Origin of the sequence: Pigmentiphaga sp. NML030171, from assembly GCF_002188635.1 — a bacterium.
Classification (GTDB): Bacteria; Pseudomonadota; Gammaproteobacteria; order Burkholderiales; family Burkholderiaceae_B; genus Pigmentiphaga; species Pigmentiphaga daeguensis.
The window spans coordinates 135,969-160,634 of sequence record NZ_NINX01000039.1; the positions used below are offsets into that span (position 1 = coordinate 135,969).

Consider the following 24,666-nt stretch of genomic DNA (forward strand, 5'->3'; position numbering starts at 1 on the left):
TTATTCCCAGCCGCCGCCCAACGCCAGGAACAAGGCCGCCTGGTCGGTGGCCAGTTGTCCCTGGGCGGCGGCCAGCGCGCTTTCCGAACCGGCCAGGGTGCGGTCGGCGTCCAGCGCCGTCAGGAAGTCGGTACGCCCCAGGCGGTACAGCGTGCGCGCCTGTTCGGCGGCCTCGCGGTTACGGTCGCGGGCGGCGCGCAGCGCGTCGGCCCGGTCCAGGTCCCGGGCATATACGGTCAGCGCGCTGGAGGTCTCGCGCAGCGCGTTCAGCACCGCTGCGTCGAAGCGGGCCAGGGCGGCCGCGCTGCCGGCCTCGGCCTGTTCGATATGGCTGCGGGCCAGGCCGGTGTTGGGCAGGCTCCAGGAGATGAGCGGGCCCAGGCTCCAGCGGAAGCTGTTGTCGGCGCCGAAGCGCGACAGCGTGCCGGTGCTGCCGGCCGACAGGCCCAGCGAGATGCTGGGATACAGTTCGGACGTGGCCACGCCTATGCGGGCGGTGGCGGCCGCCAGCGAGCGCTCGGCCTGGCGGATGTCGGGCCGCCGGCGCAGCAGCGCCGCGCCGTCGCCCACCGGGACGGGATCGCGCAACGTGGGCGGGACATGGCAGGCGGCCAGGGACGCGGGCAGCGTACCCGGTGCCTTGCCCACCAGGACGGCCAGCCGGTAGAGCGCGGTGGTGCGTTGCGCCTCCAGCGGCGGCACGGCCGCCCGCAGCTGCTCGAGCTGCCCCTGGGCGCGGCTGATGTCCAGTGAGGTGCCGCGGCCCATGTCGGCACGCCTGCGAGTGAGCTGGGCGAACCGTTCCTGCAGCGCGATGGAGTGCCGGACCGTCTCCAGCTGCTGGCCGGCGGCGCAGACGTCGGCGTAGGCTCGCACCGTGCCCGCCGCGACGTTGACTCGAGCCAGGTCGTAGGCGGCCTGGGCCGCCTCCGCGTCGGCGTTCGCCGCCTCGAGCCCGCGCGATATCTTGCCGAACAGGTCGACCTGGTAGGACACGGCCGCGCCCGCGTCGTAGGTGCCGACGTCGGGCAGCGCGTAGGGCACGCCCTTGGCGGCGCCGGAGGCGCGCCCATAGGCGGGAGCGGCGCTGACCGAGACGTTCGGTCGCCGGCCGGCGCCAGCCTCGTCCACGATCGCGGCGGCGCGTCGCAGGTTGGCGGCGGCCACGCGCAGGTCGGTATTGGCGGCGAAGGCCTGGCCCACCAGGTCGTCCAGCACCGGATCGTCGTACAGGCGCCACCAATGGGCGGGCAGCGGCGCAGCCCGGGCGGACGAGGCCTCCAGTCCGGCCAATGGTCCGTTGGCGGCGTCGAGGTTGACGGCGGCCTGCTCCGGCACGTGGTAGTCGGGGCCCACGGTAGAACACGCAGCCATCGCGCCCAGCAGCGCGGCGGCCAGGCAGCGCAAGACGAGGGGTTTCATGAGGCCGCTCCTTGGGGATCGCGGGCCTTGGCCTGTTCGCGGACTTCGACCGTGGCCGTCTGGCCCGCCACCAGCCTGACCGAGTCCGGAACGCGGTCGATGGCCACGCGCACGGGAATGCGCTGGGCCAGCCGCACCCAGTTGAAGGTCGGGTTGACGTTGGGTAGCAGGTTGGCGGCGGTACTGCGGTCGCGGTCGGCGATGCCTTCGGAGAAGCTCTCGACGTGGCCTTCAAGCGGTTCGCCCGCGCCCATCAGCAGCACCGACGCCTGGTCGCCGACATGGATGCGCGGCAGCTTGTTTTCCTCGAAATAGCCTTCGACATAGAACGAGTCCCGGTCGACCAGCGCCATGACGGCATGCCCGGCGGTGACGTAGGCGCCGCCTTGCAGATCCAGGTTGGTGACGTAGCCGTTGACGGGGGACACCACCGTGCTGCGGGTCAGGTTCAACCGGGCCAGGTCGAGATTGGCCTGCGCCTGCGCCAGCGCGGCGCGCAGTTGCTCGGCGCGCGACTGGGCCTGTTCGCGGCTTTCCTGGGCGACCAGTTCGCCCAGTTCGCCGTTGCGGCGGATCTCGCGCGTGGCCTGGGCCAGGGCGGCGCGCTGCGATTGCACGGCGGCCTGGGCCTGGCGCACGGCCAGTTCGTAGCGGGCCTTGTCGATCTCGAACAGCACCTGCCCGGCGCGGACGGCCTGGTTGTCGCGCACCAGCACCCTGGTGACGGGGCCGGTGACATCGGGGGCGACCTGGACGACATAGGCCTTCACGCGGCCGTCGCGCGTCCAGGGACGGACCTCGTAGCGCTGCCAAAGGGTCCAGCCGGCGCCGATGGCGATGGCCAGGACCAGCAGGGTCAATGCGAACCGGCCCAGCGCCGGCAATGAAATCTTGGGTATCACGTCAGAACTCGCGGGTAAAGAAAAACGACAGGCAGGCCAGGACTATGACGAACAGGCAGGCGTCGAACAGCGGGGGATGCCAGACCAGGCGGTAGAGGCCGAGGCGGGCCAGTCCGTGCCCAAGCAGCCTGGACACGACGATGGCCGCGAAGGCCAGCAACAACAGGGCTGGCACGTACAGGCCATAGACGTTGATTTCAGCGAACATGGTCGGACTCCGGCAGGGAAGGCGCCGGCTGGTAGTCGTCGGCATCGGGGTACAGGTCGCGGCGTATGCCGCACAGCGCGGCCACCGCGTCGGGCTGCACGTTCGATGCCGGCAGCGCGCACACCGCGCGCAGCAGGTCGTCGATCCGCGCGAGCAAGTCGGGGGCGGGGCGCTGGGTGGGCAGGCGCCGGCTGGCGAAGAACGAGGACAGCGCGGCCAGCAGCGGCCGCACGCGCACGTGGCCGCGGACCAGCTCGGGCTGCAGGCGCAGCAGTTGCGTCATGTTCAGGCCCACGCGCAGGTCCGCCAGTACGTCGGCGCCTTGCAGGTCGGCGTTGGCGCGGGCAGCCGCCATGCGGGGCGCAAGCAGCGCGAGGCGGTCCAGCATGCGGGCCGAGATCTCGGTTACGATGATGTTGCGGGCCGAGTCGGCGCGTCCCAGTTCGGCCAGTTCCCGCCAGTTCGCGCGCAACAGCCTGAGCGCGCTGTAGTCGGCGCTGATGGTGCGGAACAGCCGCGTGCAGACGGCGGCGGCCACGATGCCCGCCACCTGCGCCAGCATGCTGTTGGCGAAGGAGACGAGATCGGCGGTCTGGGTGTCGTGCATGGCCAGCGCCGAGGTCACGCCGAACAGGAAGGCCATCGCCCGGCCGGTGGTGGGCGGCCGGGCGATCAGTACACCCAGCAGGAGGAACAGCGGCGCGGTGGTCAGCACCAGCATTTCGAAACTGTGCACGGCCGGCAGCACGACCAGCAGGTAGAAGGCCGAGCACGGGATGGACAGCAGCGTGAACTTCAGGAACACCCGTATGGCCGGCACGGGGTTGTCCATGGTGGCGAACAGGCAGCAGAAGATGGCCGCCATCAGCGCCGCGCCCGAGCCGGCCTGCCACGCGGTGGCGATCCAGAACAGGCAGCAGGCCAGGATGGCGACCGTGGCCGCGAAGGCCGACAGCAGGGCCAGCCCGCGGTCGGTGTGCAGCACGCGCGGTGAACTGGGCTGCTCGCGGACGGACTCGGAACGGGCATCGTGCAGGCCCGCCTCGATGTGCGTGCGCAGCGCGCTGGAGTCGGCGTAGGCATTGATCAGTGCCTTCAGGCGCGAGCCCAGGCTGAGCTCGACCATCTCGCGCCACCCCATGTCCCGCGAGACCGCGGGATGGCTGGCGTCGATGGCCCGCACCAGCCCGGCCAGCCGGGCAGGGTCACGCGGTCCGGGATCGCCGGTCCATGCGGCCACGTCGCGCATCACGGCTTCCCAGCGGCGGGCCAGGCCGGCGGGCATCGACCGCAGCACCGCCAGGCGGTCCTCGATGGCGGACAGCAACGGCATCATCAGCGAGATGCGGTCCTGCACGGCGTGGATGGCGTTGGTGGTCCAGCGCAGGTGCGAGGTATCGAAGGGCAGGTGGGTCGCCATCAGCCGCAGGTCGGTGACGTCGGCGGCGAGCTTGCGCCGATCCAGCTGGCCGACGTCGGACTTGCCGCCCAGCGTGTCGGCGATCCAGCGCTGGGCATCGTCGTAGGCCCGCTGCACGCGCGCGACGAGAACCGGGCCGATGCCCTGCGGCATCACCAGGCTGTGGATCAGCGTGGCGCAGGTGATGCCCAGCAGGATCTCTTCGACGCGCGCCAGCGAGGTGTCGAAGATCTGCTCGGGCTGTGTGACGGCGGGAAAGCCGATCAGCGCGGCGGTGTAGCCCGCCAGCATGAAGAGATAGGACCGGGGCGTGCGATCCAGCAGCGAGATGTACAGGCACAGCCCTACCCACAACGCGAAGGCGAGCGAAAGCAGCTCCGGCGCGTTGGCCAGGAGCGGCACGGCGGCCAGGGCCATGGCCGACCCCAGCGTGGTGCCGGTGACGCGGTAGACCGCCTTCGAGCGCACCGCGCCGGCCAGCGGGCTGCTGACCACGTAGGCGGTGGTCATGGCCCAGAACGGACGCGGCAGGCCCATGCGCATCGCAAGATAGAGGGCGAGCACCGCGGCTGCATAGCTCTTGAGCGAGAACAGCGCCTCGGAAAGGGTGGGGGGCTTCATGAGGACGACGCGGGCCCGGATTCCCGGGCGAGTTGTTCGATCGCGGCCTGCAGGCCTTCGAGCGTGCGCAGGCAGGCTTCGATGTCGTCCTGGCTGCTGCCTGCGAACAGGGCGCGGCGAAAGGGGATGAGGGCGGCTTCGACCCGGTCGGCGCATTGCCGGCCGGAGGCCGTGAGATACAGGGACTTGGCGCGGCGGTCGGAGGCGTCTTCGCGGCGTTCGACCAGGCCCAGCTCGATCACGCGGTCGATGACGCGCACCACCGACGAGGGCTCGATGCCCAGCGCGTCGGCGACAGCCCCGGGGCGGGCGCCGTCGCCCAGGCGGCCGATCATGACCACCGGCCAGGCGGTGGCCTGGGACAGGCCGAAATCGGCGGTCAACGTGTCGGCCGCCGATTTGTAGGCGCGAGCCGTGCGGCCCAGGGCCATGGTCAGGGTGGCGAGTTGCTTGTCAATTTTGTCCATGAAAAATATTAGCATGCAAACTATTTGTTTGTGAAGTATTTGCCGATTCGACAAAAATTCGACAAGGCTTCGACGTTTCTTCGATGGCGCGCCCGATAACGTGGCGGCATTGCTTCATGGGAGCGCCAGTTTGTCTTCCGCACTACACGGGCATCGCTCGGGGACGTTCATTTGGGGCCTGGTCGCGGCCGGGCAGAACCGCGGCTGGGGGCTCCGGGGCAGTACGCGGCTGGCGCTCGCCATCGCCGCCGGGTTGGTGCTTTTCTACAACATCGCGGTCTGGCGCGAGATCGTGCGCATCGTTCCCTGGAACGGGGCGGGCTCGGTCGTCTTCTATCTATCGTTCGCCATCCTGATGTGGTCGGCGTTCGGGCTGCTGCTGACGCTGTGTTCGTTCAAGACGGTGTTCAAGCCGCTGTTGACGCTGCTGCTGCCGGTGTCTGCCCTGACGGCGTACTTCATGGGCACCTACGGTGTCGCAATCGACAACGTGATGGTGCAGAACCTGGCCGAGACCGACGTACGCGAGGCCGGCGCATTGCTGAGCCCGGGGCTGCTGGGCTACCTGCTGGTGCTGGGGGTGCTGCCCGTGGCGGGCCTGTGGCGCCTGCGGGTGGAGTACGCGGCTGGCGTGCGGGGCGTGATGGCTCGCCTGCTGGTGGCCTCGGCCTGCCTGGTGACCGGCCTGGCGATGCTGGGCGGTTTCTATTCCGTGTACGCGCCGTTGTTCCGCGAACACCGGCAGGTGACGCAGAAGATCAATCCGACGAGCTACCTGTACGCGCTGGGCAAGTATGCGCGGCAGCGCTGGGGGGCCAAGGAGGCCGCCCTGGTCGTGGCGCCCATCGGCCTGGATGCCGTCCGCTCGGCCGCGGCCGCGGCGCGGCCCCGCAAGTCCCTGGTGGTATTCGTGGTGGGCGAGACGGCGCGCGCGGACCACTTCGGGCTGAACGGCTATGCGCGCGATACGACGCCGGAACTGTCGCGCCTGGGGGTGCTCAATTTCTCCAACGTCGCCTCGTGCGGCACGTCCACGGCGGTATCGGTCCCGTGCATGTTCTCGGACCTGGGCCGGGCGGATTATTCGGACCGCGCCGCCAAGACGCGCGAGGGCTTGCTGGACGTGCTCCAGCGGGCGGGCGTGGCGGTCTACTGGCGCGAGAACAACAGCGATTGCAAGGGCACCTGCCTGCGCGTGCCCAACGACAGCATCATGGGCAACCCGCGCCTTCCCCACTGCGACGCCGAGGGGTGCCGCGACGAGGCGCTGCTGGAAGGCCTGTCCGCCTACATGGACGAGCATCCGGGCGACGCCTTCATCGTGCTGCACACCATGGGCAGCCACGGCCCCGCCTACTACCGGCGCTACCCGCCGGAATTCGAGCGATTCAAGCCCGTCTGCCGCACCAACCAACTGGGCGACTGCCCGCACGAGGCGCTGGTCAACGGCTACGACAATTCCATTCTCTACACCGACTACTTCCTGGCGCAGGTCGTCGGCCTGCTGCAGAAGCAGGCCGCCACGCGGGATACGGCCATGGTCTACGTATCCGACCATGGCGAGTCGCTGGGCGAGAACGGTCTCTACCTGCACGCCGCGCCGTATGCGATCGCGCCGCGGGCCCAGACCCACGTGCCCATGGTGATGTGGATGTCGCCCGGCGCGGCGCGCGACTGGGGCGTGGACACCGCCTGCCTGGCCGCCCGTCGCGACGCGCCCTACAGCCACGACAACCTGTTCCATTCCGTCCTGGGAATGTTCGAGGTAAGGACGAGCGTGTACAGGCAGCAGCTGGACATGCTCGCGCCGTGCCGTGCGGCGCTCGAGGCCCGGGCGGGAAAGGGCCGCGCCCGGGGCTAGCGCCTGTCCACGCTAAAAAGAGGCTCGCCAGGCCCTGGGGCCTCAGAAGACGCTTTCGGCCAGGTTGTGCTGTTCGATGACCGACCGGACCGTGTGGCCGCTGGGCTGGCAGGCGAACTCGCATTCCTGCGGCATGTCGTTCGCGTGGCATTCGCCGCCCAGCAGCGGACACCGGCCGAACAGTTCGCTTACCCAGTCCACGAATGCCCGCACCTTGGGCGACAGGTGCCGGTTGTGCAGGTAGACCACCGAGATCGGCATGGGCGAAGGCTTCCAGTCGGTCAGCACCTCGCGCAGCAGGCCGGACTCCAGATGGGGGCGCACCATGTACCGGGCCGGCTGGATCAGGCCGAAGCCTTGCAGGCCGCAGGCCACGTATGCGTCCGAGTCGTTGACCGAGACGATGCCCTTGACCTTGACCTCGGTAGCCACGCCGTCCACGACGAAGTCCCAGTCGATGGTGCGGCCGGTGCGGGCGGAGAAATAATGGACGGCGTGATGGCGCTCGAGGTCCTTGAGCGTGCGTGGCTCGCCATAGGCCTCCAGGTAGGAGGGCGCCGCGCAGGTCAGGCTTTCGAAGGTGCCGATGCGCCGGGCCACCATGGAAGAGTCCTGCAATTCGCCGACGCGGATGGCGCAGTCCACGGCTTCCTGGACCAGGTCGACCGGACGGTCGCTCATGCCTATCACCAGCTCGATGTCCGGATAGCGCTCATGGAATTCGCACAGCGACGGAATCAGGATGGAACGGCCGATCGAGGCCGGCGTGTCGATGCGCAGCCGGCCGCGCGGCCGGCGCGCGACGTCGCGGAAGGACGTCTCGGCTTCCTCCAGGTCCGCCAGCAGCCGCACGCAGCGCTCGTAGTAAGAGGCGCCGTCGGGCGTGAGACTGATCTTGCGGGTGGTACGGTTCAGCAGCCGGACCTGCAACGCACGTTCGAGATTACGGATGGTGGTGCTGACGGTGGCGCGCGGCAGTCCGAGGTTGTCGGCCGCCAGGGTGAAGCTGTTGGCTTCCACCACGCGTGTGAACACCTGCATGGCCTGGAATTTGTCCACGAGAGGCTCCTGCCGCCTGATGGGCGGCAATTGTTCGTTCTGGATGAATAGTGTTTGTAAAAACGCAGGATTTATCGGAAACACGATAACACTCAGAATCGGGCATCGCTGTATTCACCCATACGAGCCCGAGGTTTTTCATGTTTCGTTTTCGCAAACGCGCGCTGGCGGTCACGCTGGGCGTTGCCGTGCTTGGCGTTGCCGGGGGCATCGCCGTGCAGAGGATGCCGGCCCTGGCCGGCCAGGAAGAAGCCCCCGCCGCGCCGGCCCCGGCGGCTGCCGTGGACGTGGCCGAGGTCGTCAGCCGCACCATCACGGACTGGCGCGGCTATTCAGGCCGGCTGGAGGCGGTCGACCGCGTCGAGATCCGGCCCCTGGTGTCCGGAACGCTGACCGCGGTGCACTTCCAGGACGGCGCCCTGGTCAGGAAAGGCGACGTGCTGTTCACCATCGATCCGCGTCCCTATGCGGCCGAGGTCGCCCGGGTCCAGGGCCAGCTTGCCGCGGCCGAGGCCCGCGACGCCTACGCGGCCTCCGAACTGGCGCGCGGCCAGCGGTTGTTGTCGGACAACGCGATCGCCAAACGCGATTTCGAGGAGAAGCAGAACGCCGCGCGCGAGGCGGCCGCGAACCTGCAGGCCGCCCGGGCCGCCCTGGAGGCGGCTCGCCTGAACCTGGAATACACGCGCATCACGGCGCCGGTCACCGGCCGCATCTCGCGCGCGCAGGTGACGGTGGGCAACGTGGTCGCCGCCGGCGCGGCGTCGGCTCCGCTGACCACGCTGGTTTCGACGGCGCGCATGTACGCGGCCTTCGACGTGGACGAGCCTACCTACCTGAAGATGGCGCAGGCCAGCCGCGCCGGCTCGGGCGCCATCCCGGTCTACCTGGGCCTGGCCAACGAGGAGGGCCATCCCCGCAAGGGCACGGTCAGCTTCATCGACAACCGCCTGGACGTGGCTTCGGGCACCATCCGTGTGCGCGCGGTGTTCGATAACCCGGACGGACAACTGATCCCGGGGCTGTATGCGCGCGTGCAACTGGGGGGCGGCAAGCCGCGCGACGCGCTGCTGATCGACGAGCGCGCAGTGGGCACCGACCAGGACAAGCGTTTCGTGCTGGTGCTGGACGAGGGCAATCGCGCCCGCTATCGCGAGGTGCGGCTGGGTAGCGCCAGCGGCGGCCTGCGAGTGGTCGACGCCGGCCTGAAGGCGGGCGAGCGCATCGTGGTGAACGGTTTGCAACGCGTGCGGCCGGGCGAGCCCGTGACGCCGCGCGAAGTGCCCATGGCGGGGCAGCCGGGCCGGTTCGCGGGCGATGGTCCGCCGGCCGACGGCGGACCGTCCGGCACGCCTGCCGCGCGCCAGCCCAGGCAGGTCTGAGGCGGCCGGACACGATCATGAATATTTCCAAGTTCTTCATCGACCGGCCCATCTTCGCGGGCGTGCTGTCGGTCCTGATCCTGCTGGCGGGTGCGCTGGCGATGTTCCAGCTGCCCATCTCGGAGTATCCGGAAGTCGTCCCGCCCTCGGTCGTGGTGCGCGCGCAGTATCCCGGCGCCAACCCCAAGGTGATCGCCGAGACGGTGGCTTCGCCGCTGGAGGAATCCATCAACGGCGTCGAGGACATGCTGTACATGCAGTCCCAGGCCAACAGCGACGGCAACCTGGCCGTTACCGTCACCTTCCGCCTGGGCATGGACCCGGACAAGGCGCAGCAACTGGTGCAGAACCGGGTGTCGCAAGCCTTGCCGCGCCTGCCCGAGGACGTGCAGCGGCTGGGCGTCACGACCATCAAGAGTTCGCCCACGCTGACGATGGTGACCCACCTGATCTCGCCGGATGACCGCTACGACATCACCTACCTGCGCAACTACGCGCTGATCAACGTCAAGGACCGCCTGGCGCGCATACCGGGCGTGGGCGAGGTGCAGCTGTGGGGCGCCGGCAACTACTCGATGCGCGTCTGGCTGGATCCGCAGAAGGTCGCGCAGCGCGGGCTGACGGCCTCGGACGTGGTGGCGGCGATACGCGAGCAGAACGTGCAGGTCGCGGCCGGCGTGATCGGCGCCTCGCCCAGCGCGTCCGACGTGTCGCTGCAATTGTCGGTGAACACGCAAGGCCGCCTGCAGACCGAATCGGATTTCGCCAACATCGTGCTCAAGACCTCGCCCGACGGCGGCGTGACGCGCTTGTCGGACGTGGCGCGCATCGAACTGGCGGCGGCCGAGTACGGCCTGCGTTCGCTGCTGGACAACAAGCCGGCGGTGGCGCTGGCCATCATGCAGTCGCCGGGCGCCAACGCGCTGGCGGTGTCGGACCAGGTGAGGGCGGCCATGAAGGACATGGCCAAGGACTTCCCGCCCTCGGTGGACTATCGCATCGTCTACGACCCGACGCAGTTCGTGCGCGCCAGCATCAAGGCGGTGGTGGTCACGCTGCTGGAGGCGGTGGCGCTGGTCGTGCTGGTGGTGATCGTGTTCCTGCAGACCTGGCGGGCCTCCATCATTCCGCTGCTGGCGGTGCCGGTCTCCATCATCGGGACGTTCTCGCTGATGCTGGGCTTCGGCTATTCGATCAACGCGCTGTCGCTGTTCGGCATGGTGCTGGCGATAGGCATCGTGGTGGACGACGCCATCGTGGTGGTGGAGAACGTCGAGCGCAACATCGCGGCCGGGCTGACGCCGCGCGAGGCCACGTACCGCGCCATGCGAGAGGTCAGCGGTCCCATCATCGCCATCGCGCTGACGCTGGTCGCGGTATTCGTGCCGCTGGCTTTCATGACCGGGCTGAGCGGGCAGTTCTACAAGCAGTTCGCGATGACCATCGCCATCTCGACGGTGATCTCGGCCTTCAACTCGCTTACGCTGTCGCCGGCGCTGGCGGCCCTGCTGCTGAAGTCGCACGACGCCCGGCCCGATGGCCTGACGCGCGTGATGAACCGCCTGTTCGGCGGCTTCTTTCGCCGCTTCAACGACATGTTCGGCCGGGCGTCCGATCGCTACGGCGCCGGGGTCACGGGCGTCATCTCGCGCAAGGCCATGGTCATGGGCGTGTACGGCGTGCTGCTGGCGCTGACGCTGGGCGTCTCGTCCATCGTGCCGGGGGGCTTCGTGCCCGCGCAGGACAAGCAATATCTGGTGGCCTTTGCGCAGTTGCCCAACGGCGCCTCGCTAGACCGCACCGAGGAAGTGATCCGGCGCATGTCCGACATCGCGCTCAAGCAACCCGGCGTGGAAAGCGCCATCGCGTTTCCCGGGCTGTCGATCAATGGCTTCACCAACAGCTCGAGCGCCGGCATCGTCTTCGTGTCCCTGAAGGACTTCCATGAGCGCAAGGGCAAGGAGGTCTCGGCCGAGGCGATCTCGAACGCACTGAACCAGCAGTTCTCGGCCATCAAGGAGTCGTTCATCGCGGTGTTCCCGCCGCCGCCCGTCATGGGACTGGGCACGCTGGGAGGATTCAAGCTGCAGATCGAGGACCGGGGCGCGCTGGGCTACGCCGAGCTGGACGCGGCGGCGCAGGCCTTCGTGGCGGCGGCGCAGAAGGCGCCGGAGCTCGGGCCGACGTTCAGCAGCTACCAGATCAACGTGCCGCAACTGGACGTGCAACTGGACCGGGTCAAGGCCAAGCAGCTGGGTGTCGCGGTCACGGATGTGTTCGACACCATGCAGATCTACCTGGGTTCGCTGTACGTGAACGACTTCAACCGTTTCGGGCGGGTGTACCAGGTTCGCGCGCAGGCCGATGCGCCGTTCCGTGCGCATCCGGACGACATCCTGGCGCTGAAGACCCGCAACGCCGCCGGCGAGATGGTGCCGCTGTCGTCGCTGGTGGACGTGCGTCCGACCTTCGGACCGGAAATGGTGGTGCGCTACAACGGCTATACCGCCGCCGACATCAACGGCGGGCCGGCCCCGGGCTATTCCTCGGACCAGGCCCAGGCCGCCGCCGAACGCATCGCCGAGCAGGTCCTGCCGCGCGGCATGAAGCTGGCGTGGACGGACCTGACCTACCAGCAGATCCTGGCGGGCAACGCCGGCATCTGGGTGTTCCCGATCAGCGTGCTGCTGGTGTTCCTGGTGCTGGCGGCCCTGTACGAGAGCCTGACGCTGCCGCTGGCGGTGATCCTGATCGTGCCGATGAGCATCCTGGCCGCGCTCACGGGCGTCTGGCTGACACGGGGCGACAACAACATCTTCACCCAGATCGGCCTGATGGTGCTGGTCGGCCTGGCCTCGAAGAACGCCATCCTGATCGTCGAGTTCGCGCGCGAACTGGAACTGCAGGGCAGGTCGGTGGTCGAGGCGGCCATCGAGGCCAGCCGCCTGCGGCTGCGCCCCATCCTGATGACGTCCATCGCGTTCATCATGGGCGTGGTGCCGCTGGTGACCTCCACCGGCGCCGGTTCCGAGATGCGGCATGCCATGGGCGTGGCGGTGTTCTTCGGCATGCTGGGCGTGACCCTGTTCGGTTTGTTCCTGACGCCGGTCTTCTATGTACTGCTGAGGCTGGCCAGCGGTGCGCGCAAGCTGCACTCGGCCGCGCATCACGAGGCGCCCATCGTGGCGGCTCATCACGCGGGGCATTGATGTGAAAGAGAATCTGATGAAAAGCGGTTTGCGAAGCGCGGCATTGACGGCCTTGCTCGTGCTGGCGGGTTGCGCGGTGGCGCCGGCCTACGATCCCCCGCGGCCCGAGGTGCCGGCATCGTTCAAGGAAGCGGCCGGCGGGAACTGGAAGGCCGCCCAGCCGGCCGAGGCTGCCCATCGCGGACGCTGGTGGGCGGTGTTCGGCGACCCGGTACTGGACCGGTTGCAGGAGCGAGCGGCGGACGCGAACCAGGATCTCAAGGCCGCCGTGGCGCGCCTGGCGCAGGCCAGGGCGCGGCTGGGCGAGGCCCGGGCCGACCTGTACCCCCGCGTCGACGCGGGCGCGGGCCCCACGAGGCAGCGGCCGTCGCCGGCTTCAAGGGGCCTGCCCGCCGAGGCGAACACGTCGCCGTCGACGCTGTGGCGAGCCCAGGCTTCCGTGGCCTACGAAGTGGATCTGTTCGGCCGGGTGGCGGCCGGGGTCGAGGCGGCGTCGGCCCAGGCCGAACAGGGCGAGGCCCTGCTGCGTTCGGTGCAACTGGCCGTGCAGGCCGACGTCGCGCAGGCCTATTTCCTGGTGCGGGAACTGGATGCGGGCCAGGAACTGTACGGCGGCACCGTGGCGCTGCGCGAGCGTACGCTGGCGCTGATCCAGCGCCGCTACGACGAAGGGGACATCAGCGAACTGGACCTGGCGCGGGCCCGCACGGAACTCGCATCGGCGCGGTCCGAGGCCCTGGATATCGCCCGCCAGCGGGCGACGGCCGAACATGCGCTGGCGATCCTGCTGGGCGAGGCGCCGGCTTCCTTCAGCCTTCCCCCGAGTCCGCTGGCGAGGCTGGCCGTGTCCGTGCCGCCGGGCCTGCCATCCGATCTGCTGGAACGCCGGCCCGACATCGCCGCCGCCGAACGCGCCATGGCGGCCGCCAATGCCCGCGTCGGCGTCGCGCGCACGGCATTCTTCCCCAGGCTGGAGCTGACCGGCGCGCTAGGCTACGAGTCCGCGCAACTGGGCGACCTGTTCAACTGGTCCAGCCGCACGTTCCTGCTCGGCCCCCTGGTGGGCACGATGCTGACCCTGCCCATCTTCGACGGCGGGCGGCGCGAGGCGGGGCTGCAGGCGGCGCGGGCGGCCTACGAGGAAGAGGCCGCCCGTTACCGCCAGACGGTGCTGGCGGCCTTCAAGGAGGTGGAGGACAACCTGGCCAACCTGCGCATCCTGGCCGACCAGTACCGGGCGCAGGACGAAGCGGTGGCATCCGCCGCGCGCGCGGCCCGGCTGTCGCAGATCCAGTACCGCGAAGGATCGGTGAGCTACCTGGACGTGATCGATGCCGATCGCAGCGTGCTCCAGCAGCGCCGTGTGGCCACCCGGCTGGACGGGGAACTGGCTCGCTCCACGGTCAACCTGATCCGCGCGCTGGGCGGCGGCTGGGAAGGGCAGGCGCCGGCGCCCGCGGCGGCGCTGTTGCTTCCACGCCAGCCTTCGTAACAAGCCGTGGCCGCGGCCTCGCAGTCTTGGGGGCTGCGGTCTTTGCTGTACGGAACGCTTACATAGTCAGGCGCCGTGCCCGTTGCGGACAGACATGCCGAGCCTACACTGGATCGACGCGCAGGTCCCGCGCGCCGGGGCCTTTCCGCGCGAAAGGAGTCAGGCATGAATACGAAATCCAAGCGTGGCACCCTGGGACTGGCTGCGGTCGCCCTGGGCACCGTTCTGTTCACCTCGGCGCACGCCGCTTCCGCCGCCGACACCACCTACCAGGAGGAACTGGCTCGTTGCAACAGCGGCCAGTCGGGCCAGGACCGCGCGACATGCAGGCGGGAGGCCGGCGCTGCCTTGCAGGAAGCGCGGCGCGGCAATCTGCGCGGCGCCAGCGATTCGGCCTACGAGCAGAACCGCACCCAGCGCTGCAACGCCTTGCCGGAAGCCGACCGCGCGGCCTGCATGGCGCGGGTGGACGGAAGAGGGACGGTCAGCGGGAGCGTGGAAGGCGGAGGCGTGCTGCGGGAGTACCGGGAAGTGGTGACACCCGCGCCCGGCTCCCCGGCCATGCCCTCGGGCTCGCCCGGCCCGGCGATGCCAAGGCCCGACGGCCCGGGCATGCGCTGACACCCTCCCGAAGCATTTCCCCTTGATCCGCCGCGGAATTCCCCGGAAAGTGGCGCTTTCCGGGCGTCGCGGCGCGCCCCGTTATAAAATGCGCTGGCTTTACATCGATCTTTGGGGGGCCAGGTGCGCATCGCCATACTGGAAGACGATCCGGCACATGCCCGGATCATAGAAAAGACGCTGCTGCAGGCGGGGCACGACTGCCATCTGTTCGAGGACGGCAGGGCGATGTTGCGCGACCTCCATCGCCAGAGCTACGACATGTTCGTGCTGGATTGGCACGTGCCGCACATCGAAGGCCCCGAGATCCTGGGGTGGATCCGCCGCAACCTGCCGCCGCAGCTGCCGGTGCTGTTCGTCACCAGCCGCGACGAAGAGCAGGACGTGGTCGACGGGCTTCAGGCGGGTGCCGACGACTACATGGCCAAGCCCATCCGGCCCATCGAACTGCAGGCCCGGGTGGCCGCGCTGCTGCGCCGGGCCTATCCCGAGGCTTCGCGCCCGAGCCAGCCGGGCTTCGGAGTCTATACCTTCGACCTGCACCGCCGGGAAGCGCGGATCAAGGGCGAGCCGGTCGAACTCAAGCCCAAGGAATACGAGCTGGCGCTGTACCTGTTCCGCAACCTGGGGCGGCTGCTGACGCACGAGCACCTGCTCGAGGAGCTGTGGGGCACGAGCGCCATCGACACGCGCACCGTCACCACGCACATGTCGCAACTGCGACGCAAGCTCGACCTGCGGCCGCACAACGGCGTGCGGCTGGTGCCGGTCTACGGGCTGGGCTACCGCTTCGAGATACTGGCCGACCCGCCGGCAACGAACGAATCCAACGACGACCCTCTATGAAGAACCTACCCAGCATGGACGCCGGCATCCGGCTGTCCGCGTGGGCCATCGCCGCCGCTTGCGTGTTCGGCACGGCGCCGGCTCATGCCCAGCAGGCCGAGCCGGTGCGTCACCTGGTGCGCGACGGCGACACCTTGTATGACCTCGCCCAGGCCTACCTGGAAGACCCCGGCCAATGGCAGGCCCTGGCCCGCGAGAACGGCAATCCCAATCCGCTCAGGCTCAAGCCGGGTTCGGTCATCGTCGTGCCCGACGCGCTGCTGCGCAAGAAGCCCGGCGGCGCGCGCGTGGTCCACGTCTCGGGAGGCGTGCGCTATACGACGCGCAGCGGCTCGACCGGCGCGCTGGAACGCGACATGCGGCTGATCGACGGCGATCGCCTGAGCACCGATGCCGGCGGCTTTGCCACGCTGGAGATGGCGGACGGCTCGGTGGTGCGCGTGGCGGGCGACTCCGAACTGCGCCTGGAACGCCTGAAGTACAGCCTGACGAAGAAGCGCGCCGACACCTCGCTGGTGCTGGACAAGGGCCGTGTCGAATCGCGCGTCTCACCGCAGCGGCCCACGGGCAGCCGTTTCCAGGTCGACACGCCGCTGATGGCCGCCGGCGTGCGAGGTACCGAGTTCGGCGTCTCGATGCGCGAGGGCAGCTCGGCCACCAGCGACGTGCTGGAGGGAGAAGTCGAACTGCGCGTGGCGCGTTCGGGTTCGACCACGCGGGTCGCGGCGGGCCTGGGGGGCGCGGTCGCCACCGATGCGCCGACCGCCACGCTGTCGCCGTTGCTGGCGGCGCCGGACCTGTCCGGCGTCCAGGCATTGCAGCAGCGACTCATCATCGATCTGGCGTTTCCCGCGCTGGCCGGCGCGGCCTCGTACCGCGCCTTCATCTGGCCCGCCCATGCCGCCGAACAGGTGGTCAGCAACCTCGTGACCGCCACGCCGCGCGTGCGCTTCGCCGGCCTCGACGACGGCGACTACGTGGTGCGGATCAATGGCGTCGACGCGCAGGGCATCGAGGGCCGCCCGGTCACCTGGCCGATCAAGCTCAAGGCCCGGCCCGAGCCGCCGGTCACCATCGCGCCGCCCGACGGTGGCGTGGTCGAGCAGACCGAGGCCGTGCTCCGCTGGACGGGCGCGGACGGCACCATCGGCTACCGCCTGCAGGTGTCGCGCGACCAGGCCTTCGCCAACCCCTTCGTCGACGAAAGCATGCTGTCCACGGATTCCCACGCCGTGCGCGGGCTGGCCTCGGGCAACTACTTCTGGCGCGTGGGCAGTGTCGTCCAGGGCAAGGACGGCAGACCCGATGCCGGACCCTACAGCGATCCGCGCCGCTTCATGGTGCGCCTGCCCGTGGGCGGCAAGCTCGGCATGAGCCAGCAGGGCGACGAAGTCGTGCTGACCTGGGACGGCGAGGAAGGGCAGAACTACCTCGTCCAGGTCGCGCGCGACGCCGGCTTTGCCGGCATCGCCGCCGAGCGCCGCATCACGGAGCGCAAATGGGCGCTCGAGTCCTTGCCCGCCGGCGAGTATTTCGTCCGCATCCAGGCGACGGACAGCGACGGCTATGTGCGCGATTTCACGCGTCCGCAGCGCTTCCGCGTCAATCGCACGGTCCGCAGCGGGGACGGTGCGTTGCGATCGGGTGACGGCCAGGAAATCCAGCTTCCCTAGGGCCTGTTCACGCGCATGGACCGCCAGGCCGCATCCGCCACGCTGCGCCCGGGGCCCGGGCGGCCCCGGGCCCCGGTCCGCGGCATCGCGGTCGTCGCGGGCTTGCTGCTGGCTGCCTTGCTGGCCTGGCAGAACGGCCTGGGCCGTCTGGACGCGGCCCTGTACGACTTCCTCAGCCGGCTGGATCCCGCCGTGCCGAGCCAGGACATCGTGGTGGTGGCCATCGACGAGGCCAGCCTGGCGAAGGTGGGCCGCTGGCCGTGGAGCCGCGACCAGCAGATCGACCTGATCGAGCGCATCGCCCAACAGTCGCCGGCCGCGCTGGGCCTGGACCTGCTGCTGTCCGAGCCGTCGGCCGATCCGTCGGTGGACCTGCGCATGGCCGAAGCCATCCGCCGCAGCGGCAACGTCGTGCTTCCGGTCTTCACCGCCAACACGGGCGGCAGGGTGCAGGCCATGCTGCCGGTGCCGCCGCTTGCCGCCGCGGCCCGGTCACTGGGGCATGTCTCGGTCGAACCGGACGCCGACGGCGTGGTGCGCAGCGTCTTCCTGCGCGAAGGCACCCGGGACCGCCAGTGGAACCACTTCGCGCTGGCGCTGCTGCAGATCGCCGGCAGGGCCGTCGCCCGGCCGCTGCCGGGGAACCGGGCGCCGGCTGGCCCGGAGACGGCACCGGAGGCATGGTGGCGGGATTTCTGGATACATATCGACTATGCCGGGCCGGCCGGAACCTATCGCACTGTTTCCGCCGCCCAGGTGCTGGCGGGCGAGCTGCCCGACGGCGCGCTGGACGGACGCATCGTGCTGGTCGGATCCACCGCGGCGGGCCTGGGGGACGTCTATCCCACGCCCTTGTCGGCGCGCCACAGCTTCACCCCGGGGGTGGAGATTTCCGCCAACGTGATCGACAACCTGATGTCGGGAACGGCGCGCCGCGTCATCGCCCCGTGGGCGGGGGCGCTGCTGACGGTACTGCTGGTGGCGGCGATGCTGCCGGCGCTTTGGCTGTTCGCGCAGGGCTGGGCGCTGGCGGCATCGGTGGCGGGGATAGGCGTGGCGGCGGCAGCGAGCGGCGCCATGCTGCTGGCCGAGGGCGTCTGGTGGCCGCCCGGCGCGGCGGTGCTGGCCATCGCGGCTTTCTACCTGGGATGGAACTGGCGGCGCCTGGAACGCGCGGCCGGTTATCTGGTGGACGAACTGGGCCGGTTGAAGCGCCATGGCGCGGTGCTGCCGCAGGATGCGGCCGCGCCGGCCGGCGACCTCATCGACCGGCGGATCCACGACCTGGCCCGCGCCACGGGGCGCTTGCTGGACGTGCAGGCCTTCATGTCGTCCGTGATAGAAAGCCTGCCCGAGGCGGCGCTGGCGGTGGGCGAGGACGGCCGCGTCCTGCTTGCCAATCGCGAAGCCGTGCGGCAGTTCGGCGCGGCCGCCGCCAAGGGCGAGGAGATGGCCCGCCTGCTGGCGGATTTCACGCTGGTGGGCGGCGGCCCGCTCAGCTGGCCCGCGGCGGTGGCGCCGGGACATTTCGCCGAATGCCGCGATGCCGCCGGGCGGGCCTTCCTGTTCGAGTATGCGCGGTGCGCGGGAGAAGAGGGCGGCGAGACCGCCTGGATCGCCACGCTGGTCGACATTAATCCGCTGCGCGAGGCAGAGCGCAAGCGCGACCAGGCCCTGCGCTTCCTGTCGCACGACATCCGGTCGCCGCAGGGGGCCATCCTGGCCCTGCTGGACCTGCATCGCAGCGACCCCGGCGAACTTCCGCAGGACGAACTCCTGGACCGCATCCGGCGCTACGTGCTGCGCACGCAGGCCCTGGCGGAATCGTTCGTCGAGCTGGCACGGCTGGCGACGGCGCCGGTCCGCGACGACGTATTCGAGGGTACGGACGTGGTCCTGGACGCCGCCGACGAATGCTGGAGCCTGGCCCAGGCCAAGCACATCGAACTCGATGCCGACGTGCCGGACGACGGCGCGCCGCTGCGCGGCGACCGTGCGCAACTGACGCGCGCCCTGATCAACCTGATCGGCAACGCGATCAAGTACAGCCCGCCGCATACGCGGGTGGATTGCCGCATGGTGCGCCGGGAAGACCTGTGGTGCATCGCGGTGCGGGACCAGGGACGAGGCATCGCCGCCGAGGACCAGGCCCGCCTGTTCCAGGAGTTCTCGCGCGTGGGTGGCGCGGCGGACGGCGACGAACCGGGTTTCGGGCTGGGCCTGGCCTTCGTCAAGGCCGTAGTCGAGCGGCATGGCGGAAAGATAGAGTGCCAGAGCGCGCCGGGGCAGGGCAGCGAATTCCGGCTGTTCCTGCCTGCCACGGTAAACAACACTGAACCCCGGGCGAGTGGCCGCGGCGGACACGCGTAGACTGCAGGCTGTCTACGAAGTCAGTGGTACGAATGGCTGAACGATTATTGGTGATACTCATCCTGTGCGCGGCGATGGCTGCGCCGTTCGGCCTGATCTGGCTGAATGCGCGGCAGATCTGGACCGATCTGGTCGTCGTCTATCCGCCGCAGGCGGCGATATGCAAAGGGGCGCCCGGGTCGGAATGGTATGATGCCGTCCTGTCTTCCTGACCGCAGTCGTAAGCGTTAACGTCATCCAACGCGCTGAACGTCGCGCCAGCCCGCCGGGCCCGTGTGCGCCGCTTATCGACGTCCGATGATGAACAACGCCTCTCCTTCCGTCTCCTCTCCTTCCTCCCACGAATCCGCGCTGCGCCTGCTGCCGCTGGTCGCCATCGTCTTTTCCGGCTTCCTGGCCGTCGGCCTGCCGCTTCCAGCGCTGCCGCTCTACGTGAACGGCGTGCTCGACTTCAGCCCGCTGGTCGTGGGCTGGATCATCGGCCTGCAGCCGTTGACCACGATCCTGACCCGCAAGTTCGCCGGTACCTACGTCGACAGGCACGGGCCGCGCCAGTCGGTGATGATGGGATTGCCCATGGCCGCCATGGCGGGGCTGCTCTACGTGGCCTCGGCGCTGATTCCCCATCCGTCGCTTGCGCTTGCGGTGCTGGTCGTCGGCCGCGTGTTGATGGGGCCGGCCGAAAGCCTGTTCCTGACCGGCACCATGACCTGGGGCATCGGCCGGGTGGGGCCGCAGCGCACCGGCATCGTGATGTCCTGGCAGGGTATTGCGATGTTCGCGGCGCTCGGCCTGGGCGCGCCGCTGGGCGTCTGGGTCATGCAGCAGGTCGACTTCCTGGCCGTCGGGCTGGCCACCGTCGCCTTCCCGCTGCTGGGCCTGGCGATCGCCTGGCGCGTGCCGCCGGTGCCCGTGGTCGGCGGGGCCAGGAAGCAGGTGCCGTTCCTGCGCGTGATCGGCATGATCTGGCGGCAGGGCGGCGCGCTGTCGCTCGCCTCGGCGCCCTTCGCGGTGCTGACCGCCTTCGTGGTGCTGTACTTCGCAAGCCGTGGCTGGGATGGCGCCGGCCTGGCCCTGACGGGATTCGCCGCGGGCTACATCCTGGTCCGGCTGTTCTTCGGCAGGCTGCCCGACCAGCTGGGCGGACGCAAGGTCGCGGCCATCTCGCTGGTGATCGAGGCCCTGGGCCAGTTCCTGTTGTGGATGGCGCCCAGCCCCGGTTTCGCGCTGGCAGGCGCCACCTTGACGGGCGTGGGATTTTCGCTGGTGTTCCCGGCCATGGGCGTGGAGGCCATGCGCCGCGTGCCGCCCGAGAGCCGGGGCGTGGCCGTGGGCGGATTCCTGGCCTTCGTGGACATCACCTCGGGCGTGACCGGGCCGCTGGCGGGCCTGCTGATCGGTGCCTACGGCTATCGCGCGGCCTTCCTGGCCGGCCTGGCCGCCTGCGCCATCTCCTTCGCCGTCATCGTGTTCGGCATGGGCAGGGAACCGCAGCGGGGCGCCTGAGCCTGGCGCCCCGGCATGCCGGTCACTCCAGCACGCGCGATACTTCGTAGATGGCTGTCGTTCCGCTGACCTCGTTGCCGACGATCAGCAGCGGCTGGCCCGTGGGCGACTTCGCCGCGGGTACGAACTTCAGGCCTTCGGGACCGAGGTCGCCCATCTTGGCAAGGTTCTCGTTCGAAGGCTCGTCCGTCCAATTGGCGCGGGTGTTGAAGTAATCCATGAACACCGGCGCCTTGGGATCGGTGATGTCGTAGACCATCACGCCGCCCATGCGCTCCAGGCCGATGAAGGCGAAGGTCTTGTCGCCCATGACGCCGATTTCCACGCCTTCGGGTTCGGGGCCCTTGGCGTCGCTGCGGCTGTCGAAAGTGGCTTTCTCGTCATGGCCGGTGTTGAAGTAGGTGGCGCAGGGTACGTCGCGGTCGGGGCCGAGCTTGCACGAGTCGCTGGCCAGCATGCGCTCGAACTGCGCGCCCGAATCCCACACCAGCTTGCCGTCCTGGTCCCAGATGGAGAACGAACGGCCGCCGTAGGCGTACAGGTGGTCGTACATGATGCGATCGCCGGTCGGGTCCTCGATGCCCTGGGCGTTGAACTTGACCGGCTTGCCACTGGCGTCCTGGCGATAACCCATGGTCCACGAGATCTGCAGGCGGCCCAGGACATCGTCGTCGCGGCAGGCCCCCGGCTTGCCGGCCGTGGCGCCGCAGTAGGCGAAGGTCTCGGGGTTCAGCAGGGCGCCGGCGGCCAGCGCGTCCAGCTGCGGGGGCAGGTCATCGCCACGGCGGCGGGCGAAGCCGCTGGCATGGACCAGATGCTTGACGCGGAATTCCTCGACGAAGCCCTTGCCGGCGTCGCCAGCCCAGTAAGCATCATCGTCCTCGCCCCAGGCCCGGGCGTCGCCTTCGTTGGCCGTCACGAGATAGGTCTTGCCGCCCGCGGTGTAGGAGGCGATGGCGTCGGGCAGGTACATGCCGCGCACGCCGGGAAAGGTGCGGATGTCCAGCTTGGCGGGCTCGTCGCTGGCGTCCAGCGCGTTGGCTTCCAGGCCATGGTCCTTGTAGCCCAGCGGCAGGATGTCGGTCACGGTGGCCGTGGCGATGTCGATGCGCGCCAGGGCGTTGTTCTCCTGCAGCGTGGCCCATGCCGTCTTGCCGTCGGCGGACACGGCGATGTATTCGGGTTCGAAATCCTGGGAGGCGCTGGCCTTGGGCCCGAAGATGCGCACGCCCTTGGCGCGCAGTTCGGCTTCCTTGCCGTTCCAGGCGGTGAAGCCGGCCACCCTGGCCGACGGCGCGGCGGGGTTGGAGACGTCGATGACGCTGATCGAACCCGCCGGGTCGACGTGGTAGTCGTCGCTGGGCTCGCCCTCGTTGGCGACCAGCAGGGTCTTGCCGTCGGGGGTGAAGGCCAGCATGTCGGGCAGGGCGCCCACGCCCACCTTGCCCAGCAGGGCCAGCGTGTCGGCCTTGTACAGCGCGGCGAAGCCCGGATCCGTCTTCTTCGCGGCCTGGATGGCGACGGCGACGATGCCGTCGTGGACGGCGACGCTGTTGATCTCGGCGCCGGTCGAGATGGTCGAGGCATCGATGGTGCCGATGTGCTTGGGGCTGGCGGGCGTGCTCAGATCCAGCACGTCGACCACGCCGTTGCGGGCGTTGACGACGAAGCCGCGCTTGCTGGCCGCGTCGAAGGCGGGGATTTCGGCGGCGCTGACGCCGAACTGGCCGGCGGAATAGCGACCCAGCATCTTCAGGCTGATGCTCTTGGGCGTCGGCTCGGCGGCGGGAGGCGGGGTCACGGGCGGCGTGGTGGGCGCCGCGTCGTCGCCGCCATCGCCCAGGCATGCCGCCAAGGGGATGGCGACCGCCAGGGCGCACAAGCTGCGGGCAAGGATCGTCATGCGCGAGGGCTGGGTGGCGAATGTCATCGTTCGGTGGGGTGGGTTGGACAAGCGCCGCATCATGACGGAGTAACATGACAGTCATATGTAAGGATCCCCGGCCGAGCCCGGAACCGGCCGGAGCCGCCGCGCGCGGTAGAATGCGGCGGTTCATTCCTTCCCTCCCATGTCCGACTCTCCCGATGTCATCCTGATGCGGCGCGCGCTGGCGCTGGCCGAGCAAGCCTGGCGCGACGGCGAGGTGCCGGTCGGTGCCGTGGTCTGCGACGCCTCGGGCCGCATCCTGGGCGAGGGCGCCAACCGGCCGGTCGGCAGCCACGACCCCACCGCCCACGCCGAGATCCAGGCGCTGCGCGCGGCCTGCCTGGCGGCCGGCAACTACCGCCTGCCCGGCGCCACGCTATACGTCACCCTCGAACCCTGCGCCATGTGCATGGGCGCCATGCTGCACGCGCGGCTGGCGCGCGTGGTGTACGGCGCGCCCGACCCCAAGACCGGAGCCTGCGGCGGCGTGCTGGACCTGCCGTCCATCGCCGTGCTGAACCACCAGACCCGGGTCGAGGGCGGCGTGCTCGCCACCGAATGCGGCGAGCTGCTCCGCGCTTTCTTCCGCCAGAAACGCGAGGCCGCCCGCGGCGGCCCGCCACTTCCTTCCGAGTCCGCATGAACCGACGCCGTTCTTCTCCCGCCGACGCCCACCACGACCACGACGCGCATCATGGCCACCCGCATGACGAGGCCGGCGGCCACCATCATGGCCATGACCACGCCCATGGGCCCGGTCCGGGCTTCCCGTCCCTGGGAAGCCGGCCCGGCATCTACCTCGTCTCGCCCTCGGGCGCGGTGCCCGATCCCGAGGTCATCGCGCGCGCGCGGGAGCACCTGAAGGCGCAGGGCTTCCATCCGGTGGCGGACCGGGGTGCCCTGGTGCGCCACGAGCGCTTCGCCGGCACGGACGACCAGCGGCTGGCCGCGCTGGCGCGGGCAATCACCCAGAAGCATCCCATCGTGATGGCGACCCGGGGCGGCTACGGCCTGTCGCGCCTGCTGCCGCGCATCGACTGGAAGGCCATGGCCGACAGCGGCAAGCGCTTCGTCGGACACAGCGACTTCACCTTCTTCCAGCTTGCGCTGCTGGCCAGCACGGGCGCGGTCAGTTATGCCGGCCCGATGGCAGCCTTCGACTTCGGCGGCAAACGCGTGGACGACCTGACCGCGGCGATGTTCGGCGAGACCCTGCGCGGCGAACTGGAAATCCTGAGCTTCGAATCGGAAGGCTCCGACCCGGTCGACTGCCGAGGCATCCTGTGGGGCGGCAACCTGGCGGTGCTGGTCTCGCTGCTGGGCACCCCGTATTTCCCGCGCACCCGGGGCATCCTGTTCCTGGAGGACGTCAACGAACACCCGTACCGGGTCGAACGCATGCTGGTGCAACTGGCCCAGGCCGGCGTGCTGGCCCGCCAGAAGGCCATCGTGCTGGGCAGTTTCACCGACTACAAGCTGACCCCGCACGACGCCGGCTACGACCTGGGCTCGGTCGTGCGGTGGCTGCGCCGCGAAGTGAGGATTCCGGTCGTGACCGGCCTGCCGTTCGGCCACGTGAAGACCAAGGCCACGCTCCCGGTCGGAGCGAAGATCGGCCTGGCGACCGAAGCCGGCATGGCCTACCTGGTCTTTCCGCACGGACATTGAAGTTTGCCAGGG

The 24,666-nt window shown here is 69.6% G+C and carries 19 protein-coding genes; 12 read left to right on the plus strand and 7 right to left on the minus strand.

Features of this window, described 5'->3' with window-relative positions; genetic code table 11:
* From CDO46_RS19345 to CDO46_RS19365, 5 genes are read right to left on the minus strand one after another with little or no spacing between them, the layout of a single operon-like run.
* Positions 1–1,422 carry an efflux transporter outer membrane subunit gene (locus CDO46_RS19345; protein ID WP_087840106.1) on the minus strand — a complete coding sequence of 474 codons (1,422 nt, stop codon included), beginning with the start codon at positions 1,420–1,422 and terminating at the stop codon, positions 1–3.
* Entirely contained in the window at positions 1,419–2,321 is a 903-nt protein-coding gene (locus CDO46_RS19350) for an HlyD family secretion protein (protein ID WP_243724364.1), read from the minus strand. The genes CDO46_RS19345 and CDO46_RS19350 overlap by 4 nt, the downstream gene beginning before the upstream one ends.
* 4 nt (positions 2,322–2,325) lie before the next feature.
* Complete coding sequence (locus CDO46_RS19355) at positions 2,326–2,532, minus strand: DUF1656 domain-containing protein (RefSeq protein ID WP_087840107.1); 207 nt, start codon at positions 2,530–2,532, stop codon at positions 2,326–2,328.
* Entirely contained in the window at positions 2,522–4,573 is a 2,052-nt protein-coding gene (locus CDO46_RS19360; RefSeq protein ID WP_087840108.1) for an FUSC family protein, read from the minus strand. The genes CDO46_RS19355 and CDO46_RS19360 overlap by 11 nt, the downstream gene beginning before the upstream one ends.
* A complete protein-coding gene (locus tag CDO46_RS19365) occupies positions 4,570–5,040 on the minus strand; it encodes a MarR family winged helix-turn-helix transcriptional regulator (protein ID WP_087840109.1) in 471 nt (156 codons plus the stop codon). The genes CDO46_RS19360 and CDO46_RS19365 overlap by 4 nt, the downstream gene beginning before the upstream one ends.
* Before the next feature lie 130 nt (positions 5,041–5,170).
* On the opposite strand from CDO46_RS19365, the gene CDO46_RS19370 reads away from it, so the two are divergent.
* The gene (locus CDO46_RS19370; RefSeq protein WP_207958563.1) at positions 5,171–6,901 is read left to right on the plus strand and encodes a phosphoethanolamine transferase; all 1,731 of its coding nucleotides are present in this window, start codon (positions 5,171–5,173) and stop codon (positions 6,899–6,901) included.
* Positions 6,902–6,943: 42 nt separating this feature from the next.
* On the opposite strand, the gene CDO46_RS19375 is transcribed toward CDO46_RS19370, so the two are convergent.
* Positions 6,944–7,960 carry a LysR family transcriptional regulator gene (locus CDO46_RS19375; protein ID WP_087840110.1) on the minus strand — a complete coding sequence of 339 codons (1,017 nt, stop codon included), beginning with the start codon at positions 7,958–7,960 and terminating at the stop codon, positions 6,944–6,946.
* Positions 7,961–8,100: 140 nt separating this feature from the next.
* Here CDO46_RS19375 and CDO46_RS19380 point away from each other — a divergent pair, with 140 nt between their 5' ends.
* The 9 genes from CDO46_RS19380 to CDO46_RS19415 all read left to right on the plus strand — a co-directional run bounded on the left by CDO46_RS19380 (position 8,101) and on the right by CDO46_RS19415 (position 21,059).
* Positions 8,101–9,342: an efflux RND transporter periplasmic adaptor subunit gene (locus CDO46_RS19380; protein ID WP_087840111.1), complete on the plus strand. Its 1,242-nt coding sequence runs from the start codon at positions 8,101–8,103 to the stop codon at positions 9,340–9,342.
* A gap of 17 nt (positions 9,343–9,359) precedes the next feature.
* Positions 9,360–12,551: an efflux RND transporter permease subunit gene (locus CDO46_RS19385; protein WP_087840112.1), complete on the plus strand. Its 3,192-nt coding sequence runs from the start codon at positions 9,360–9,362 to the stop codon at positions 12,549–12,551.
* 16 nt (positions 12,552–12,567) lie between these two features.
* A complete protein-coding gene (locus CDO46_RS19390; RefSeq protein ID WP_087840113.1) occupies positions 12,568–14,043 on the plus strand; it encodes an efflux transporter outer membrane subunit in 1,476 nt (491 codons plus the stop codon).
* 165 nt (positions 14,044–14,208) lie between these two features.
* On the plus strand, positions 14,209–14,664 hold the full coding sequence (locus tag CDO46_RS19395; protein WP_087840114.1) for a hypothetical protein: 456 nt from the start codon (positions 14,209–14,211) through the stop codon (positions 14,662–14,664).
* A gap of 123 nt (positions 14,665–14,787) precedes the next feature.
* A complete protein-coding gene (locus CDO46_RS19400) occupies positions 14,788–15,510 on the plus strand; it encodes a response regulator transcription factor (protein ID WP_087840115.1) in 723 nt (240 codons plus the stop codon).
* Complete coding sequence (locus CDO46_RS19405; RefSeq protein WP_087840116.1) at positions 15,507–17,183, plus strand: FecR domain-containing protein; 1,677 nt, start codon at positions 15,507–15,509, stop codon at positions 17,181–17,183. Before CDO46_RS19400 ends, CDO46_RS19405 begins: the two co-directional genes overlap by 4 nt.
* A gap of 15 nt (positions 17,184–17,198) precedes the next feature.
* On the plus strand, positions 17,199–19,553 hold the full coding sequence (locus tag CDO46_RS19410; RefSeq protein WP_087840117.1) for a CHASE2 domain-containing protein: 2,355 nt from the start codon (positions 17,199–17,201) through the stop codon (positions 19,551–19,553).
* Positions 19,554–19,585: 32 nt separating this feature from the next.
* A complete protein-coding gene (locus tag CDO46_RS28080; protein ID WP_140416884.1) occupies positions 19,586–19,765 on the plus strand; it encodes a hypothetical protein in 180 nt (59 codons plus the stop codon).
* 85 nt (positions 19,766–19,850) lie between these two features.
* A complete protein-coding gene (locus CDO46_RS19415) occupies positions 19,851–21,059 on the plus strand; it encodes an MFS transporter (RefSeq protein ID WP_243724342.1) in 1,209 nt (402 codons plus the stop codon).
* 22 nt (positions 21,060–21,081) lie between these two features.
* Here CDO46_RS19415 and CDO46_RS19420 read toward each other — a convergent pair whose 3' ends face one another.
* The gene (locus CDO46_RS19420) at positions 21,082–22,962 is read right to left on the minus strand and encodes a choice-of-anchor I family protein (RefSeq protein WP_087840281.1); all 1,881 of its coding nucleotides are present in this window, start codon (positions 22,960–22,962) and stop codon (positions 21,082–21,084) included.
* Between the two features lie 166 nt (positions 22,963–23,128).
* On the opposite strand from CDO46_RS19420, the gene tadA reads away from it, so the two are divergent.
* Positions 23,129–23,629: a tRNA adenosine(34) deaminase TadA gene (gene tadA / locus CDO46_RS19425; RefSeq protein WP_087840118.1), complete on the plus strand. Its 501-nt coding sequence runs from the start codon at positions 23,129–23,131 to the stop codon at positions 23,627–23,629.
* Positions 23,626–24,654: an LD-carboxypeptidase gene (locus tag CDO46_RS19430; protein ID WP_087840119.1), complete on the plus strand. Its 1,029-nt coding sequence runs from the start codon at positions 23,626–23,628 to the stop codon at positions 24,652–24,654. The genes tadA and CDO46_RS19430 overlap by 4 nt, the downstream gene beginning before the upstream one ends.
* Positions 24,655–24,666 lie beyond the last annotated feature (12 nt).